Annotated in this window: 14 protein-coding genes; 7 read left to right on the forward strand and 7 right to left on the reverse strand. The window is 61.4% G+C overall.

Annotated features, from left to right (window positions below):
- Nucleotides 1–25 precede the first annotated feature (25 nt).
- From V3C85_RS10525 to V3C85_RS10540, 4 genes are all read right to left on the reverse strand, one after another.
- Nucleotides 26–1,174, reverse strand: a complete 1,149-nt coding sequence (locus V3C85_RS10525; protein ID WP_331795034.1) for a CaiB/BaiF CoA transferase family protein — start codon at nt 1,172–1,174, stop codon at nt 26–28.
- Between the two features lie 155 nt (nt 1,175–1,329).
- Nucleotides 1,330–2,310 (reverse strand): methyltetrahydrofolate cobalamin methyltransferase, encoded by a 981-nt coding sequence (locus tag V3C85_RS10530; RefSeq protein WP_331795035.1) that lies wholly within the window; start codon nt 2,308–2,310, stop codon nt 1,330–1,332.
- Between the two features lie 21 nt (nt 2,311–2,331).
- Nucleotides 2,332–3,249: a methylenetetrahydrofolate reductase gene (locus V3C85_RS10535; protein WP_331795036.1), complete on the reverse strand. Its 918-nt coding sequence runs from the start codon at nt 3,247–3,249 to the stop codon at nt 2,332–2,334.
- A 26-nt stretch (nt 3,250–3,275) separates the two neighbouring features.
- The gene (locus tag V3C85_RS10540; RefSeq protein WP_331795037.1) at nt 3,276–3,578 is read right to left on the reverse strand and encodes a virulence factor; all 303 of its coding nucleotides are present in this window, start codon (nt 3,576–3,578) and stop codon (nt 3,276–3,278) included.
- 291 nt (nt 3,579–3,869) lie between these two features.
- On the opposite strand from V3C85_RS10540, the gene V3C85_RS10545 reads away from it, so the two are divergent.
- Together V3C85_RS10545 and V3C85_RS10550 are read left to right on the forward strand one after the other, a co-directional pair.
- Nucleotides 3,870–5,006 carry a Ppx/GppA phosphatase family protein gene (locus V3C85_RS10545; protein ID WP_331795038.1) on the forward strand — a complete coding sequence of 379 codons (1,137 nt, stop codon included), beginning with the start codon at nt 3,870–3,872 and terminating at the stop codon, nt 5,004–5,006.
- Nucleotides 5,003–5,785: an RlmE family RNA methyltransferase gene (locus tag V3C85_RS10550; protein ID WP_331795039.1), complete on the forward strand. Its 783-nt coding sequence runs from the start codon at nt 5,003–5,005 to the stop codon at nt 5,783–5,785. The genes V3C85_RS10545 and V3C85_RS10550 overlap by 4 nt, the downstream gene beginning before the upstream one ends.
- 79 nt (nt 5,786–5,864) lie before the next feature.
- Here the strand turns inward: V3C85_RS10550 and V3C85_RS10555 are convergent, their stop codons facing one another.
- Nucleotides 5,865–6,434: a YcbK family protein gene (locus V3C85_RS10555; protein WP_331795040.1), complete on the reverse strand. Its 570-nt coding sequence runs from the start codon at nt 6,432–6,434 to the stop codon at nt 5,865–5,867.
- Nucleotides 6,435–6,759: 325 nt separating this feature from the next.
- On the opposite strand from V3C85_RS10555, the gene V3C85_RS10560 reads away from it, so the two are divergent.
- Genes V3C85_RS10560 through V3C85_RS10575 form a run of 4 tightly spaced genes read left to right on the forward strand, consistent with a single transcriptional unit; the run spans nt 6,760 to nt 11,019 of the window.
- Nucleotides 6,760–8,370, forward strand: coding sequence for a L,D-transpeptidase family protein (locus V3C85_RS10560; RefSeq protein ID WP_331795041.1), 1,611 nt, complete (start codon nt 6,760–6,762; stop codon nt 8,368–8,370).
- A 42-nt stretch (nt 8,371–8,412) separates the two neighbouring features.
- On the forward strand, nt 8,413–9,492 hold the full coding sequence (gene lpxD / locus V3C85_RS10565) for a UDP-3-O-(3-hydroxymyristoyl)glucosamine N-acyltransferase (RefSeq protein ID WP_331795042.1): 1,080 nt from the start codon (nt 8,413–8,415) through the stop codon (nt 9,490–9,492).
- A gap of 45 nt (nt 9,493–9,537) precedes the next feature.
- A complete protein-coding gene (locus V3C85_RS10570) occupies nt 9,538–9,801 on the forward strand; it encodes an acyl carrier protein (protein WP_331795043.1) in 264 nt (87 codons plus the stop codon).
- Between the two features lie 3 nt (nt 9,802–9,804).
- Nucleotides 9,805–11,019, forward strand: coding sequence for a beta-ketoacyl-[acyl-carrier-protein] synthase family protein (locus V3C85_RS10575; RefSeq protein WP_331795044.1), 1,215 nt, complete (start codon nt 9,805–9,807; stop codon nt 11,017–11,019).
- 66 nt (nt 11,020–11,085) lie between these two features.
- On the opposite strand, the gene V3C85_RS10580 is transcribed toward V3C85_RS10575, so the two are convergent.
- Together V3C85_RS10580 and V3C85_RS10585 are read right to left on the reverse strand one after the other, a co-directional pair.
- Complete coding sequence (locus tag V3C85_RS10580) at nt 11,086–11,736, reverse strand: invasion associated locus B family protein (RefSeq protein ID WP_331795045.1); 651 nt, start codon at nt 11,734–11,736, stop codon at nt 11,086–11,088.
- 67 nt (nt 11,737–11,803) lie between these two features.
- Entirely contained in the window at nt 11,804–12,031 is a 228-nt protein-coding gene (locus V3C85_RS10585; protein WP_331795046.1) for a hypothetical protein, read from the reverse strand.
- Nucleotides 12,032–12,190: 159 nt separating this feature from the next.
- Between V3C85_RS10585 and V3C85_RS10590 the strand changes: the two genes are divergently transcribed.
- Complete coding sequence (locus V3C85_RS10590; RefSeq protein ID WP_331795047.1) at nt 12,191–13,759, forward strand: helicase HerA-like domain-containing protein; 1,569 nt, start codon at nt 12,191–12,193, stop codon at nt 13,757–13,759.
- The last annotated feature ends 20 nt before the right edge of the window (nt 13,760–13,779 follow it).

Raw genomic sequence — 13,779 nt, forward strand, 5'->3', positions numbered from 1 at the left:
AATGCCTGTTCGCGGCGTCTTTCTGTCAGCTACCGTCAAGCCATGCCAGAATGGCCTCTCGATCGGCATCCAGACGCGGGGCCGGGCCGCGCTGATCGGCTTCGGGCAGGCCCGACATCTTGATCGGATTGCCGGGCGCGGTAAAGACGGGGCCCCCCGGATTGGCCTGCACCGGCAACACCATGTTGCGCGCCAAAATCTGCGGATCGCGCAAGACTTGCGCCATGTCCTGCACCGAAGCCGTGGGCAGGCCAGCGCTCTCTAGCACACTGATCCAATGGGCAACGGTCTGGCCCAGTGTCACCGCCTCGATCAGCCGTTTCAGCAAGGCGTGATGATCGCAGCGCGCCGCATTGGTGGCAAAGCGCGGATCATCGGCAAGGGGCAGGGGCAGGGCGGCACACAGCGTGCGAAACATGGCGTCATTGCCGGCTGCGATCACAAAGAAACCGTCGCTGGCGCGATAGGTGGAAAAGGGGGTGATCGTGGGGTGCCGGGCCCCGGTGCGACCGGGCGCTGTGCCGGTGGCGGCTGTGATTGCAATGGCATGTTCCTGAATGGCCAACTGGCTGTCCAGCATCGCCACATCAATCTTTCGGCCCAAACCCGTGCGCGCCCTGTCAAACAGGGCCGCAAGCACGCCTTGGGCCAGATACATGCCTGCCACGATGTCGCCGATACTGGCCCCCACGCGCACCGGTGGGCCGCCTTCTTCGCCGGTGATGCTCATCACGCCGCCGCGCGCCTGCACCACCATGTCATAGGCGGGCTTTGCTGCCTCGGGGCCGGTGTGGCCAAAGCCTGACACGGCCCCGTAGATCAGTTTCGGATAGCGGGCGTGCAACGCCTCCCACCCAAAGCCCAGCTTCTCCATCACGCCGGGGCGATAGTTTTCCAGCACCACATCCGATGTGGCCAAAAGCTGATCAAAGACATCCCGGTCACAAGGCGACTTCAAATCCAGCGCGATGGATTGCTTGCCCGCATTCAGCGCCGCGAAATAGGCACTTTCGCCCTGCACAAAGGGCGGAAAGGCGCGCGTATCGTCGCCCGTTCCCGGCCGTTCCACCTTGATGATCCGTGCCCCCAGATCGGCCAGCGTATGCGAACAAAAGGGGCCAGCCAGAACATGGGTCAGGTCCAGAACGACAATGCCTTCTAAAGGTGCGGTCATGAAACGGCCTCCTTTTTCGCCTTCATCACAAACCGGACCAGGGTGAAACACAAGCCCAAGCTTGCACGGCAGTGATCCTGAGCGGGACACTGCCAAAAGAGAAAGGCCCGCAATCACGCGGGCCTGTTCCGAAAAGATGTGGTCAAGCGGTGGAGTTAGCCGCGGGCCCGACGCCCGCCGCGCCGCCCCGAGGCCGCCTGCGATTGTGCGGCCGAGGCTTCGGCAAAGGACATGCCGCCTTCGACGGCTTCCAGCACCTTGGCGAAGCGAATCCACTCACCACCATTGGGATCGTGGTTCATCAGGAAGTTGGCGGCGCGGATCGCCTCCATTTCCTGCTGGCGGACGGGGTTCATGATCGCGCTGGTCATGCCCGCGCCCATGGCCATGGGCAGGAAGGCGCCATTGATGCCGTGGCGGTTTGGCAGGCCAAAGCTGATGTTTGACGCCCCGCAGGTGGTGTTGACCCCCAGTTCATCGCGCAGACGGCGCACAAGGGCAAAGACCTGTTGGCCGGCGCTGGCCATGGCCCCAACCGGCATCACCAGCGGGTCAACCACGATGTCATGGGCGGGAATGCCAAAGTCTGCGGCGCGCTCGACAATCTTCTTGGCAACGGCAAAGCGCACATCCGGGTCGGGCGAAATGCCGGTGTCGTCGTTTGAAATGGCCACAACGGGCACGTTGTATTTCTTGACCAGCGGCAGCACCAGTTCCAGACGGTCTTCCTCGCCCGTGACCGAGTTCAGGAGTGGGCGCCCCTCACATGCGGCAAGGCCGGCTTCCAGCGCGGCAGGAACCGAGCTGTCGATGCACAGGGGCACATCCACTGTCTGCTGAATGATCTCGATCAGCGCTTTCATCAGCGGCGGTTCGACAAAGTTGTTGTCGGCATAGCGCGGGTCTTCTGCCATCTTGTTGGTAAAGACAGCCCCCGAATTCACATCCAGCACGGTGGCGCCGCAGGCGACCTGCTCCAGCGCGTCACGGATGACCGTTTCGTAATTGCCAGCCTCCAACTCGCCTGCAAGTTTCTTGCGGCCGGTGGGGTTGATCCGCTCACCGATCACGCAGAACGGCTCGTCAAAACCGATGATTACGGTTTTTGTCTTTGATTCCAGAACGGTGCGGGTCATTGTTCAACCTTTTTGTAAAGTTCAGGCGGCACGCGCAGGCTTGCCTGCTGCGCCGCCGTTTTCGGTTACCCATTGGGCATTGGTCTTGATGCCGCCCAGCGGGAAGAAGTGGACCTGTTCAATGCCAAAGCCGGGATTTGCGGCCTTGTGCGCAGCCAGATCAGCCAGAAAATCAGTCGGCTCATAGGGCAGCAGCAGCTTGGACACATCCATGGCCCGCTTTTGCAACACCTTCAGCGACGGGCCGACCCCGCAGGCGATGGCGAATTTGATCAGCGTTTGCAGTTTGGCGGGGCCCGCCACACCGATGTGAACCGGCAAGTTGATGCCCTCGGCCTGCAAGCGGTTGACCCAGTCAATCACCGGGCCTGCCTCAAAGCAGAATTGCGTGGCCATCGCCATCTTGGCATCAGTGCGCTCGGCAAAGGCCGATTTCCAGCGTGCCGCCTCCATCACCATCTTGTCCGATCCGTCGGCGTCAATGTCCTTGTTGCCTTCGGGGTGGCCGGCGACATGCAGGCGGTCAAACCCGTCAAAGGCCCCCGACTCCAGCAGTTGCATCGACGTGTGATAGTCGCCATGCGGGGTGGCAACGCCGCCCGCCAGCAGCAACCCTTGGCGCACACCCACATCGCGGTAGCGCGCGACCCAGTCTTGCAGCGTGGCCTTGTCCTTGATGATCCGCGCCGGAAAATGCGGCATCACGGTAAAGCCTTCGTCGCCGATCCGCTTGGCGGTGGCGACCATTTCTTCAATCGGCGTGCCCTCGATATGGGCGATGTAGACGCGGGTGCCCGTGGGCAGCAGCGCGCGGAAATCATCCACCTTTTCGGCGGTGCGCGGCATCACCTCGATCGAATAGCCGGTCAGGAATGCCTCAAGCGAGCCACCTGAGGTTGCGGGGGCCGCGGCCTTGGCGCGGAAGTTGAACAGTGCCATCAGTGTCTCCCTCAGTGACATCGCGGTCAGGCTTTTGCCCAGCCTTCGGCCTCTATCAGGGCTTTCAGGCGGGCCGTGTCGAATTCTGCATCCAGTCGGGCGGCCTCGCTGCGCGCGACCTCATCCTGATCGCCCTCCACCTCATAGGCGGGGGCTTTGCGCCATTCGGCCAGATAGGCATCGGCATCCTTGGCGCCGATCTTCATGGCGCAGCGGTCAATCGCCTGTTCAAAGCGTTCGGGCAATTGCACCTTGGCCCCGCGCCGCCCCTTGCCCACGATCACCTGGGCGGGAATGTCGCGCCAATAGACCACTGTCACTTCCGCCATGCGCTTGATTCCCCCGTTTGCTGTCAATTCCCTTCTAATCGCCCGTTGGCGACGCGAAGGTGCGTTTTCGACATGGCGCAATGAATAACCGACCCACGCCCATCGGTGCGGACCATAGTTTGGTTTCGTTGCAAAATCGACCGGCGCGTGCAGGAAAATTTCTCAACATTGTCTTGCGGTGGCCCGGCAGATCGGGGCCGGTTTTCAGTGATCGTGACAGTTGGGTGAAGAACGCTTGCGGCGGTAGGGCAAGGGCGCTACCTTGAGAGCAACCACATATGGAGGGCGGATATGACGCCCGAGCGTCCTCGAGAGGGGGGCGCAACGCAATCTGCGGTCGAGCCTGACGAAGGCTCCCGCCTTGCTGACCCGTCGCCCTCTCTCTTGCCCGGTTCTGGCGCGCTGTATGCTGCGCTGGATCTGGGAACAAACAGTTGCCGGATGCTGATTGCCCAGCCAAAGGGCAGTCAGTTTTCGGTCGTGGACAGTTTTTCCAAGACTGTTCAGCTTGGTGTGGGGCTGGAAGCCTCGGGCCGGTTGTCGCGCGCGTCGATGACGCGCACGGTGCAAGCCTTACGCATTTGCCAGAAGAAACTTGAGCGTCACAACGTCGGCCGCATGCGCCTTGTCGCGACCGAGGCCTGTCGTCGTGCCCGCAATGCGCGTGATTTCATGCGTCAGGTGCGGCGCGAAACCGGGCTGCAACTTGAAATCATCACCCCCGAGGAGGAAGCGCGGCTGGCCGTGATTTCTTGCGCGCCCCTGGTGCATCGCAAGACCGAGCAGCTTTTGGTGGTTGATATTGGCGGGGGGTCAACCGAACTGGTCTGGATCGACCTGTCGGATGTGCCCGGCGAAGATCGCCCCCGCGCGATCATGGGCCTGCACAGCGGGTTCAACGCCCAGCCCGCCGGGGGCGCGCGGGTGGTGGACTGGATCAGTGTGCCGCTGGGGGTCGCCACCTTGCGCGACCAGTTCGGCGATGTTGATGATGATGCGGCGCGGTTTGCCCTGATGAGCTGGTTTTTTGAAGAGCAACTGGCCAGTTTTTCCCCCTATAACGCCCAACAAAAGCGGGAAGGCTTTCAGATCATCGGCACCAGCGGCACAGTGACGACGGTTGCTGCCAGCTATCTGGGCTTGCGCCGGTATGACCGCACCAAGGTGGATGGGTTGCAGATGACCTCGGACCAGATTGACAGCGTGATCCGCGATTACCTGTCACTTGGGCCCGAGGGCCGCCGCACCGACCCGCGCATTGGGCGTGACCGTCATGCCCTGATCATGTCGGGTTCGGCCATCTTGCAGGCCCTGATGCGGATCTGGCCGACTGATCGCCTTTCTGTTGCTGACCGTGGCCTGCGCGAAGGCCTGTTATACGCCCAGATGACGACCGACGGCGTATTGAGTGAAGGACCATATACATGACCGGCAAGAAAACCCCGGAAAAGAACAACTCGGGCCGTGGGCAGCGTGATCTGCGGGTGCGGGTCAAGACGGCAAAGGGGCGCAAGCTTTCTTCGACGCTGTGGCTGGAGCGGCAGTTGAACGACCCCTATGTGCAGCGCGCCAAGAAAGAAGGCTATCGCGGTCGCGCGGCCTATAAGATCCTCGAGCTTGATGATCGCTATGGGTTTCTGAAGCCGGGGGCACGGGTGGTTGATCTGGGCTGCGCGCCGGGGGGCTGGTGCCAGGTGGCGGTCGAGCGGGTGAACGCACTGTCGCAGAACCCGAAAAAGCCGCAGGGCACGGTGCTTGGGGTCGATCTGCAAGAGATCGAACATATCGCCGGGGCCGAGTTGCATCAGCTTGATTTCCTGTCGGATGGTGCGGATGAACAGGTCAAGACATGGCTGGGCGGGCGGGCCGATGTGGTGATGTCAGACATGGCCGCCGCAGCCAGCGGCCACAAGGCCACCGACCACCTGCGCATTGTGGCGCTGGTCGAGGCGGCGCTGGATTTCGCCTTTGACGTGCTGGAAGACGGCGGCACCTTTGTTGCCAAGGTGCTGGCGGGTGGGGCGGAAAACAGCATGCAGACCATGCTGAAGAAGAACTTCAAGAAGGTTGCGAATGTAAAGCCGCCGGCCAGCCGGTCGGACAGTTCGGAAAAATTCGTGGTGGCCATGGGCTATCGCGGTCGCGATCTGAACGCAGCCGACGGGGCCGAGGACGACGCGGACGAAGACTGGCCGCACAAGGACTGACAGCGCAAGACCCCACCAGAAACAGAAATGGCGCCCACGAGGGGCGCCTTTCTAAGGTCGGATCTGCCGTCAGGGCTGCTTAGCCACCCCAGGTGCGCACCGGCCCACAATCCATATGCACAAAGTTCGACCGCGAATAGCGCCCGACGCCGCCCGAAGAACAGGCCGCAGCCGCCTTGGCCATCTGCCCCACCGAGCGCGATTTCAGCCGCAGATCGGCCGCCTGGCCCTTCATATGCAGCGAATTCTTGGCAACGCCGCTGGATTTAGAGCGCAGCATGGCATTGGTTTGCGGGCTGCGATACCCCGACAGCAGCATATAGGGTTCGGACACATCCATCAGGCGGTGGGCCGCTGCCATGATGTCGATATTGCGCAGATCCATCTTGATCGTCGCATCCGACCGCCAGTCGCGCATGAAGTGGTTCACTTCCTTGACCACCTCTGGAATATACTCGCCTTCGATCCAGTAGATCGTGTCGATGCTTTCCCCGGTGCGGCCCGAATACATCCGAATGCGGCGAATGTCGCCCGCGCCCTTCAGCAAACCAAATGCGTTGGAGTAAGTGGGGGCTGCCACAACAGCGGTTGCCGCGAATGCACCCAAAAGTCCACGCCGCGTAAAGCCGATCTTTGAATTTTCTACCATTCTAGTGCCTGTCCCGTCACGTTTGACCTTCGCCTTGTTGGCGATTTGCCTGCCACTTCATCCCCAAGTGCCCAGAACATATGCCACAGCGCGATTCGTAACCCAAGCGCAGATTCCACGCCTTGGGCCAGTCTGGGCCAGGTCGGCAAAAATCTGCTTAAAGCTTGCAAAGCCATGGGCCATATTTTTCCGAAAAGATCGTTGCTAATTTGGCACGCATTCTGCGCGTTGCAGGGGGGCTTGGCATGGTTGTGAATGGACTCGGCCCCTCAAACGACCGAAAGTCCAATGTTAGAAGTGTTTTACCAAGGGTCTTGAGGTCAGCATGTTTGGATTCGGTCGGTTTCGTAATGTCACAGTCCTGCTTGGGTCGGTTGCGGCCCTGACGGTGGGTCTGTCCCATGCGGTTCCGGCCCAAAGCCTGCCCAGCCCCTTTGTGCAGGTGCTTGCGGCCGAGGCTTCGTCAGATTCGGCGGTGGCCGAGGTGTATCGCGCCCGCAATTATCAGCCGATCTGGACGGCAGACGACTCGGCCCCGCGTCGCGCTGCATTGCTGAACACGCTGGCGCGGGCAGGCGATCACGCCCTGCCGGTGGGGCGTTATGATGTGGCGGCGCTGATGGCGCAGCTGGCCGCAGCCCAGACCGAGGGCGACCGCGCGCGGGTTGAAATGGCCCTGACGCGTGCCTTTCTGGATTATGCGCGCGATGTGAAATCGGGCCTGCTGGAACCGAAAACAGTAGACAAGGGCATCGTGCGCGAGATTGCCCGGCCAGATCCTGCGGTTCTTCTGGCGGGTATCCTTGGGCCAGATCCGGCGCGCGTTCTGCACGATCTGGCCCCAAAGGCCCCGCAATATGCGCAGCTGATGCGCGCCAAGATCGCGCTTGAGGCGCAGATCGCCAACGGGGGCTGGGGCCCGAAGATTCAGGCCAAGGCGCTGCAACCGGGCGACACTGGCCCCGCCGTCGTGGCGTTGCGCGACCGTCTGGTGCGTATGGGCTATCTGCCGGTTTCGGCCACGGCCAGCTATGATGCGGCCATCCAGTCGGCTGTGCAGCGGTTTCAGGTGGATCACGGCCTGATCGCCGATGGCAAAGCCTATGATGGCACGCTGCAAGAGGTGAATATCGGGCCAGAGCAACGGCTGAAATCCATCGTTGTGGCGATGGAACGCATGCGCTGGCTGGGCGATGCCCCCTTGGGCGAGCGGCATGTCTGGGTGAACCTGCCCGAAATGACAGCCAAGATCGTGGATCACGGCAAGGTCACCTTTGAAACCCGCGCGGTGATCGGCAAGAACGTCCCCGATCAACAAACGCCCGAATTTTCCGATGTGATGGAGCATATGGTCATCAACCCAAGCTGGGGGGTGCCACGTTCGATCATCGTGAATGAATATTTGCCGCTGTTGCAGCGCAATCCGAATGCGGTCAGCCATTTGCAGGTGATCGACAACCGGGGCCGTGTGGTGCCGCGCGGGGCGGTGAATTTCGCCGCCTATTCCGCCCGCAGCTTTCCCTTTGGCCTGCGCCAGCCGCCATCAGATGGCAATGCGTTGGGCAAGGTAAAGTTCATGTTCCCCAACACGCACAACATCTATCTGCATGATACGCCTGCCAAAAACCTGTTCAGCCATGATGTGCGCGCCTATAGCCACGGCTGCATCCGTTTGGCCGATCCCTTCGATTTCGCCTATACGCTGCTGTCGGCGCAAAACGATGATCCCAAAGGCACGTTCGAAGGCTATCTGAACTCGGGCAATGAAAGCACGGTCAAGCTGACCCAGCAATTGCCGGTGCATCTGGTGTATTTCACCGCCTTTCCGGGGGCCAAGGGGCAGATGACCTATCGGCGCGATATCTATGGGCGCGATGGGGAATTGTTTCAGGCGCTTGAGGCGGCCGGGGTGGTCTTGCCCTCTGTTCGCGGGTAAAACCGGGCTGCTGGCCAAAGTGCCGGAACAGGAGCCTGACCCATGCGCCATACCATTGCCGAGATTGCCGCCGCTCTGGGGGCTGACGCTGCCGGAGAGACCGATCTTTCGGTGATCCGCGTGGCCGAGCCTGATCAGGCGGGGCCGCTGGATCTGGCGTTGTGTGTGAACCCCAAATATGCCGATGGCCTGGCGCGGGGGCAGGCGCGGGTTGCGATGCTGTGGCCGGGGGCTGACTGGCAGGCCATGGGGTTGAAAGCCGCCATTTTCGCGCCGCGTGGGCGGCTGGCCATGGCTGGCCTGACTGCAATGATGGACCCTGGCCCCCAGATCGCACCGGGGATTCACCCGATGTCGGTGGTTGATGCCACGGCTCAGATCGGCGACGGGGCGGCCATTGGCCCCTTTGTCACCATCGGCGCGGGCGTCACGATTGGCCCCAATGCCCGCATCGCCAGCCATGTCAGCATTGCCGAAGGTGCGACCATCGGGGCCGATGCCCTGATCTTGCAGGGCGCGCGCATCGGGGCGCGGGTTACCATCGGCGATCGCTTTATCTGCCAACCGGGTGCCGTCATCGGCGCTGATGGTTTTTCCTTTGTCACGCCCGAAAAGTCAGGGGTCGAGGAAATTCGCGAAACTCTTGGGCAGCGCGACCAGATCAAGGATCAAAGCTGGACCCGCATTCACTCTGTCGGTGCGGTCAGCATTGGCGATGATGTCGAAATCGGCGCCAATGCCTGTATCGACCGGGGCACGATCCGCGACACCACGATCGGGGCCGGCACCAAGCTGGATAATCTTGTGCATATTGGCCACAACGTGCAGGTGGGCCGGGATTGTCTGCTGTGCGGCCAAGTTGGCATCGCCGGTTCGGCGCGGATCGGTGACCGCGTGGTGATGGGCGGCCAATGCGGGGTGAATGACAATATCTTTGTCGGCAATGACGTGATCTGCGGCGGGGCCACCAAGGTGTTCACCAACGCCCCGGCTGGCCGGGTTTTGCTGGGCTATCCGGCTGTAAAGATGGAAACCCATGTCGAAATGCAAAAGGCCCTGCGCCGTTTGCCCCGGCTTGCGGCAAAAGTTGCGGAAATCGAGAAAGTCATTCAAAAGTCGTGAAAACTGCTTACATCCTGTACCGCAAGGACAAAAGGGATGCCGACCATGACATCTGTTACCGACAGGATCATTGCCATCATTGCCGAGCAAGCTTTGCTTGATCCGGCCAAGATCTCGCCCGATGCCACGATTGAAAGCCTTGGCCTGGACAGTCTAGCCTTGGTCGAGACGATCTTTTGCATCGAAGAGGCGTTTGATATTCAGGTGCCCTTCGATGCCAACAATCCCGAGGCTTCGGGGTTCGATTTACGCTCGGTCGCCTCGATCGCCCGGGCGGTCGAAGGGCTTGTGGCCCAGAAAGCGGCCTGACCGGTGACGCATCGGGTGGTGATCACCGGGGCGGGCACGGTCAATGCCCTGGGCCATGACGTGCCCGCAACCCGGGCGGCCATGCGTGAAGGGCGTTGCGCCATTGGCCCGCTGGACATTCGCGATGCCGACAGGTTGCAATCGCCCATTGGCGCGCAGGTGCGCGACTGGCGTGCCGAAGACAGGTTTTCGCTGCGCGATATCGCCCTGTATGACCGCGTGACGCAATTCACGGTCGAGGCCGCGCGCCAGGCGGTGGCCCAATCGGGGCTGGCCTTTGCGGGTGCTTTGGCCGGGCAAACCGGCGTGGTGCTGGGCACTGCGGGGGGCGGTCTTGGCACCGTCGATGACAATTACCGCGCGGTGTATGAAGACCGCAAGGACAGGGTTCATCCGCTGGTGGTGCCGCGCCTGATGAACAGTGCAGGTGTCAGCCATCTGTCGATGATTCATGGCCTGCGGGGGCCATCCTTTTCCGTCTCGACCGCCTGTGCCAGTTCGAATCACGCGATGGCCCTGGCCTTTCAGATGGTGCAATCGGGCATGGCCCCGGTGATGCTGACCGGCGGGGCCGAGGCCATGTTGTGTTTTGGCGGGCTAAAGGCGTGGGAGGGCCTGCGCGTCATGGCGCGTGATGCCTGCCGGCCCTTTTCGAAAGGCCGCAACGGCATGGTGCAGGGCGAAGGCGCGGCGGTTTTCATCTTTGAAAACCGCGATCATGCCTTGGCCCGCGGGGCAGCCGTGTTGGCCGAGGTGATTGGCTTTGGCATGACGTCGGATGCCAGCGACATCGTGATGCCGTCGCAAGACGGGGCCGTGGCCTGTATGCGGCAGGCCCTGGCTGCGGCGCGGATCGCCCCGGCGGATGTGGGCTATATCAATGCCCATGGCACGGGGACAGCGGCCAATGACCGGGTGGAAAGCGCCGCGATTGCGCAGATCTTTGGGCCAAACCCGCCACCGGTATCTTCGACGAAATCCATGCATGGCCATGTGATCGGCGGTACAGGCGCCGTTGAACTGCTGGCCTGCCTGATGGCACTGCAAGAGGGCGTGCTTGCCCCGACAGTCGGGTGGCTGGGGCAGGATGACGATTGCCTGACCGATGTTGTGGCGAACCACGCCCGCACGGCAGAGGTTGACGTGGCCATGTCCAATGCCTTTGCCTTTGGCGGGCTAAGTGCGGTTCTGGTCCTGCGCCGGGCGGGGGCACACTAGGCGGGGCGCAACAAAAAAGGCCACCCAGTAGGGTGGCCTTCGGTCGATGTGTTACTCTGCCAGCAATCAAGGTGCAGCAGTTTTTGACACGGCGTCAAACCCGGCGGTAAACCCTTTCAGCGACAGATCGGCATTCACTTTCTGATCGGGCGCCACAACTGGCACAATGGTCAGCGTGGCTTTGGCGCCCTTCTTGAGCTGCGCCACTTCATCCGCAGTAAAGCCGATCCGTGCGACGCAACCGATGCTAGAGCAGAACGAGAAAGGGTAAACCTTGGCTTTGCCACCATCGACGCCAAACAGCAGGTTTTCCGTCAACAGCGTCTCCAAGGGCACGACAATCGTCGCGCCTGCCATGGCCTGGCCACCTTCCGGCAGTTTGAACAAGCTGAACTCGGCAATCGCATTGCCTTCGGCGTCCTTCAACAATTGGTACAGCTGGCAAGGGTTCGCCCCATCTTCGGTGCGAATGCAGCGCTGTTCCCATGCATCAAATTTGGCTTCGACATAGTTAGAGCCAACACCATCATTTGCGGCAGGCGCGGCAGGATCACTGCCCATCGAAAGGCCATCGGGTGCCGCCGCATCTGCCTGAGCTGCATCCGTCTGGGCCGGGGCGGCAGCCTCTTGCGCTTGGGCAAAGGCAACCGATGCCAGCAGCACAGAGGCTGACAAAGCAAAGGATTTGAACACGAGAGAAGAAGGGAGGAGGGTCATATTGGATCCATCTGGCCGTTCAAGGGCGAAATCATGTGCAGTGGCATAGCATGCCTGCGCTGCGGTGTCAGGTGGCAAAAACGTTACCCGCAGGCACGCAAGCCGACAGGAAAGCGGCGACAAACGGTTGGGCCCAAAAGAAAAAGGGCCAGCGACCCGGCCCTTTTTCATTTACTGTTTTTAGCTCCCTGTCGGACTGGCCGACTTCATTGCTCGTGACGCTAAGTTGGATTGCCGCAGTCGTCAACAGTGAATCTGCCATTTTTTCGAGAAGTGAAAGATGAAGAAAAATCACACCTTTTCAACAGGCCAGCCGGTTTTGGGCGGCAGGCCTGCGGTGGGAACATCGCTTTGCCGCTTTGGCTGCCTTGGGTCTGGCATCGTGACGTGAACCTTGTATGGTCGGCCAAGACAAGGCGCGGCAATCAAGCCCGCAACGCCAAACAACCGGGGGATGAACGTGTCGGAAGAGCCTGCAATTTTCGTTGGTGGTGGCGGTGACGCCTATGCTGTGCCGCAGAGCCTTTTGCTGAAATACGGCAACCGTCATGGTATGATTGCCGGGGCCACAGGCACGGGCAAGACGGTTACGCTGCAAATTCTGGCCGAGGGTTTTTCCGCAGCAGGGGTTCCGGTCTTTCTGTCGGATGTGAAGGGCGATCTTTCCGGTATCGGGGCCAGCGGCAGTGCCGAGGCCAAGCTGCACGAGCCATTCATGAAACGGGCCCAGACCATTGGCCTTGATCTGCAGTATCGCGCCTTTCCGGTGACCTTTTGGGATCTGTTCGGCGAACAGGGCCACCCGATCCGGGCCACCGTGGCCGAGATGGGGCCGCTGCTGTTGTCGCGGCTGCTGGAACTGACCGAACCGCAAGAGGGCGTCTTGAATGTGGCGTTCCGTCTGGCCGATGAAGAAGAACTGCCGTTGCTGGATCTGAAGGATCTTCAGGCCCTGCTGGTGTTCATCGGTGAAAACACGGCCGAGATTTCAACCCGCTATGGGTTGGTTTCGACCACTTCCGTCGGGGCCATCCAGCGGCGGCTGCTGGTTTTGGAAAACCAGGGCGGGGCAGGGTTCTTTGGCGAACCGGCGCTGGATCTGGCCGATCTGATGCTGAAAGACGCCAATGGGCTGGGGCGGATCAACATTCTGGCCGCCGACCGGCTGATGCAAAGCCCGCGCATGTATGCGACCTTCCTGTTGTGGATGCTGTCCGAGCTGTTTGAAAACCTGCCCGAGGTGGGCGACCCGGACAAACCCAAGCTGGTGTTCTTTTTTGATGAGGCGCATCTGCTGTTTCAGGATGCCCCCAAGGCGCTGGTGCAAAAGGTGGAACAGGTGGCACGTCTGATCCGGTCCAAAGGGGTGGGGGTGTATTTCTGCACCCAGAACCCGGCCGATGTGCCCGAGAATATTCTGGGCCAGTTGGGCAACCGGGTGCAGCACGCCCTGCGCGCCTTTACCGCGCGCGATCAGAAAGACCTGCGCATGGCGGCCGAGACCTATCGCGACAACCCGCGCTTCAAGACCGAAGATGCGATCCGTGAGGTGGGCACCGGCGAGGCGGTCACCTCGTTTCTGGAACGCAAGGGCATTCCGGGCATGGTTGAGCGCACCTTGGTGCGCCCACCCTCCAGCCAGTTGGGGCCGATTGATGCGGCTTTGCGTGCGCAGGTGATGGCACAATCGCCCTTGCGCGGAAAATACGACACAGTTCTGGATCGCGACAGCGCCTATGAACGCCTGCGCGCCCGCGAACAGGCCGCCGCAGAGGCTGCGGCCAAGGCCGAACAGCGCGCCGCAAAAGATGCCGACGACGAGAGGGGCGAGTTCAATCAGGGCCGTCGCTATGACGGCAGCCGCACCAGCACGCGCAGCAGCGAAAAGACCACGCGCAAATCCTCGGGCCGCAGCGACTCGATTGGCGAGGCATTTGCCAAAAGCTTTGCCCGCCAGTTGGGCAGCAAGACAGGGCAGGCCATCGTGCGCGGTGTCTTGGGGTCGCTGTTCAAAAGCCGCTAAGCCACCCCCCGATGCGCCTG

Source organism: Pseudotabrizicola sp. L79, from assembly GCF_036553525.1.
Classification (GTDB): Bacteria; Pseudomonadota; Alphaproteobacteria; order Rhodobacterales; family Rhodobacteraceae; genus Pseudotabrizicola.

Coding starts and splice junctions, on each gene's coding strand:
- V3C85_RS10555 (WP_331795040.1), bottom strand. CDS start 6,434: ATGGTAGAAAATTCAAAGATCGGCTTTACGCGGCGTGGACTTTTGGGT.
- V3C85_RS10540 (WP_331795037.1), bottom strand. CDS start 3,578: ATGGCGGAAGTGACAGTGGTCTATTGGCGCGACATTCCCGCCCAGGTG.
- V3C85_RS10580 (WP_331795045.1), bottom strand. CDS start 11,736: ATGACCCTCCTCCCTTCTTCTCTCGTGTTCAAATCCTTTGCTTTGTCA.
- V3C85_RS10570 (WP_331795043.1), top strand. CDS start 9,538: ATGACATCTGTTACCGACAGGATCATTGCCATCATTGCCGAGCAAGCT.
- V3C85_RS10545 (WP_331795038.1), top strand. CDS start 3,870: ATGACGCCCGAGCGTCCTCGAGAGGGGGGCGCAACGCAATCTGCGGTC.
- V3C85_RS10590 (WP_331795047.1), top strand. CDS start 12,191: ATGAACGTGTCGGAAGAGCCTGCAATTTTCGTTGGTGGTGGCGGTGAC.
- V3C85_RS10525 (WP_331795034.1), bottom strand. CDS start 1,174: ATGACCGCACCTTTAGAAGGCATTGTCGTTCTGGACCTGACCCATGTT.
- V3C85_RS10530 (WP_331795035.1), bottom strand. CDS start 2,310: ATGACCCGCACCGTTCTGGAATCAAAGACAAAAACCGTAATCATCGGT.
- V3C85_RS10535 (WP_331795036.1), bottom strand. CDS start 3,249: ATGGCACTGTTCAACTTCCGCGCCAAGGCCGCGGCCCCCGCAACCTCA.
- V3C85_RS10560 (WP_331795041.1), top strand. CDS start 6,760: ATGTTTGGATTCGGTCGGTTTCGTAATGTCACAGTCCTGCTTGGGTCG.
- lpxD (WP_331795042.1), top strand. CDS start 8,413: ATGCGCCATACCATTGCCGAGATTGCCGCCGCTCTGGGGGCTGACGCT.
- V3C85_RS10550 (WP_331795039.1), top strand. CDS start 5,003: ATGACCGGCAAGAAAACCCCGGAAAAGAACAACTCGGGCCGTGGGCAG.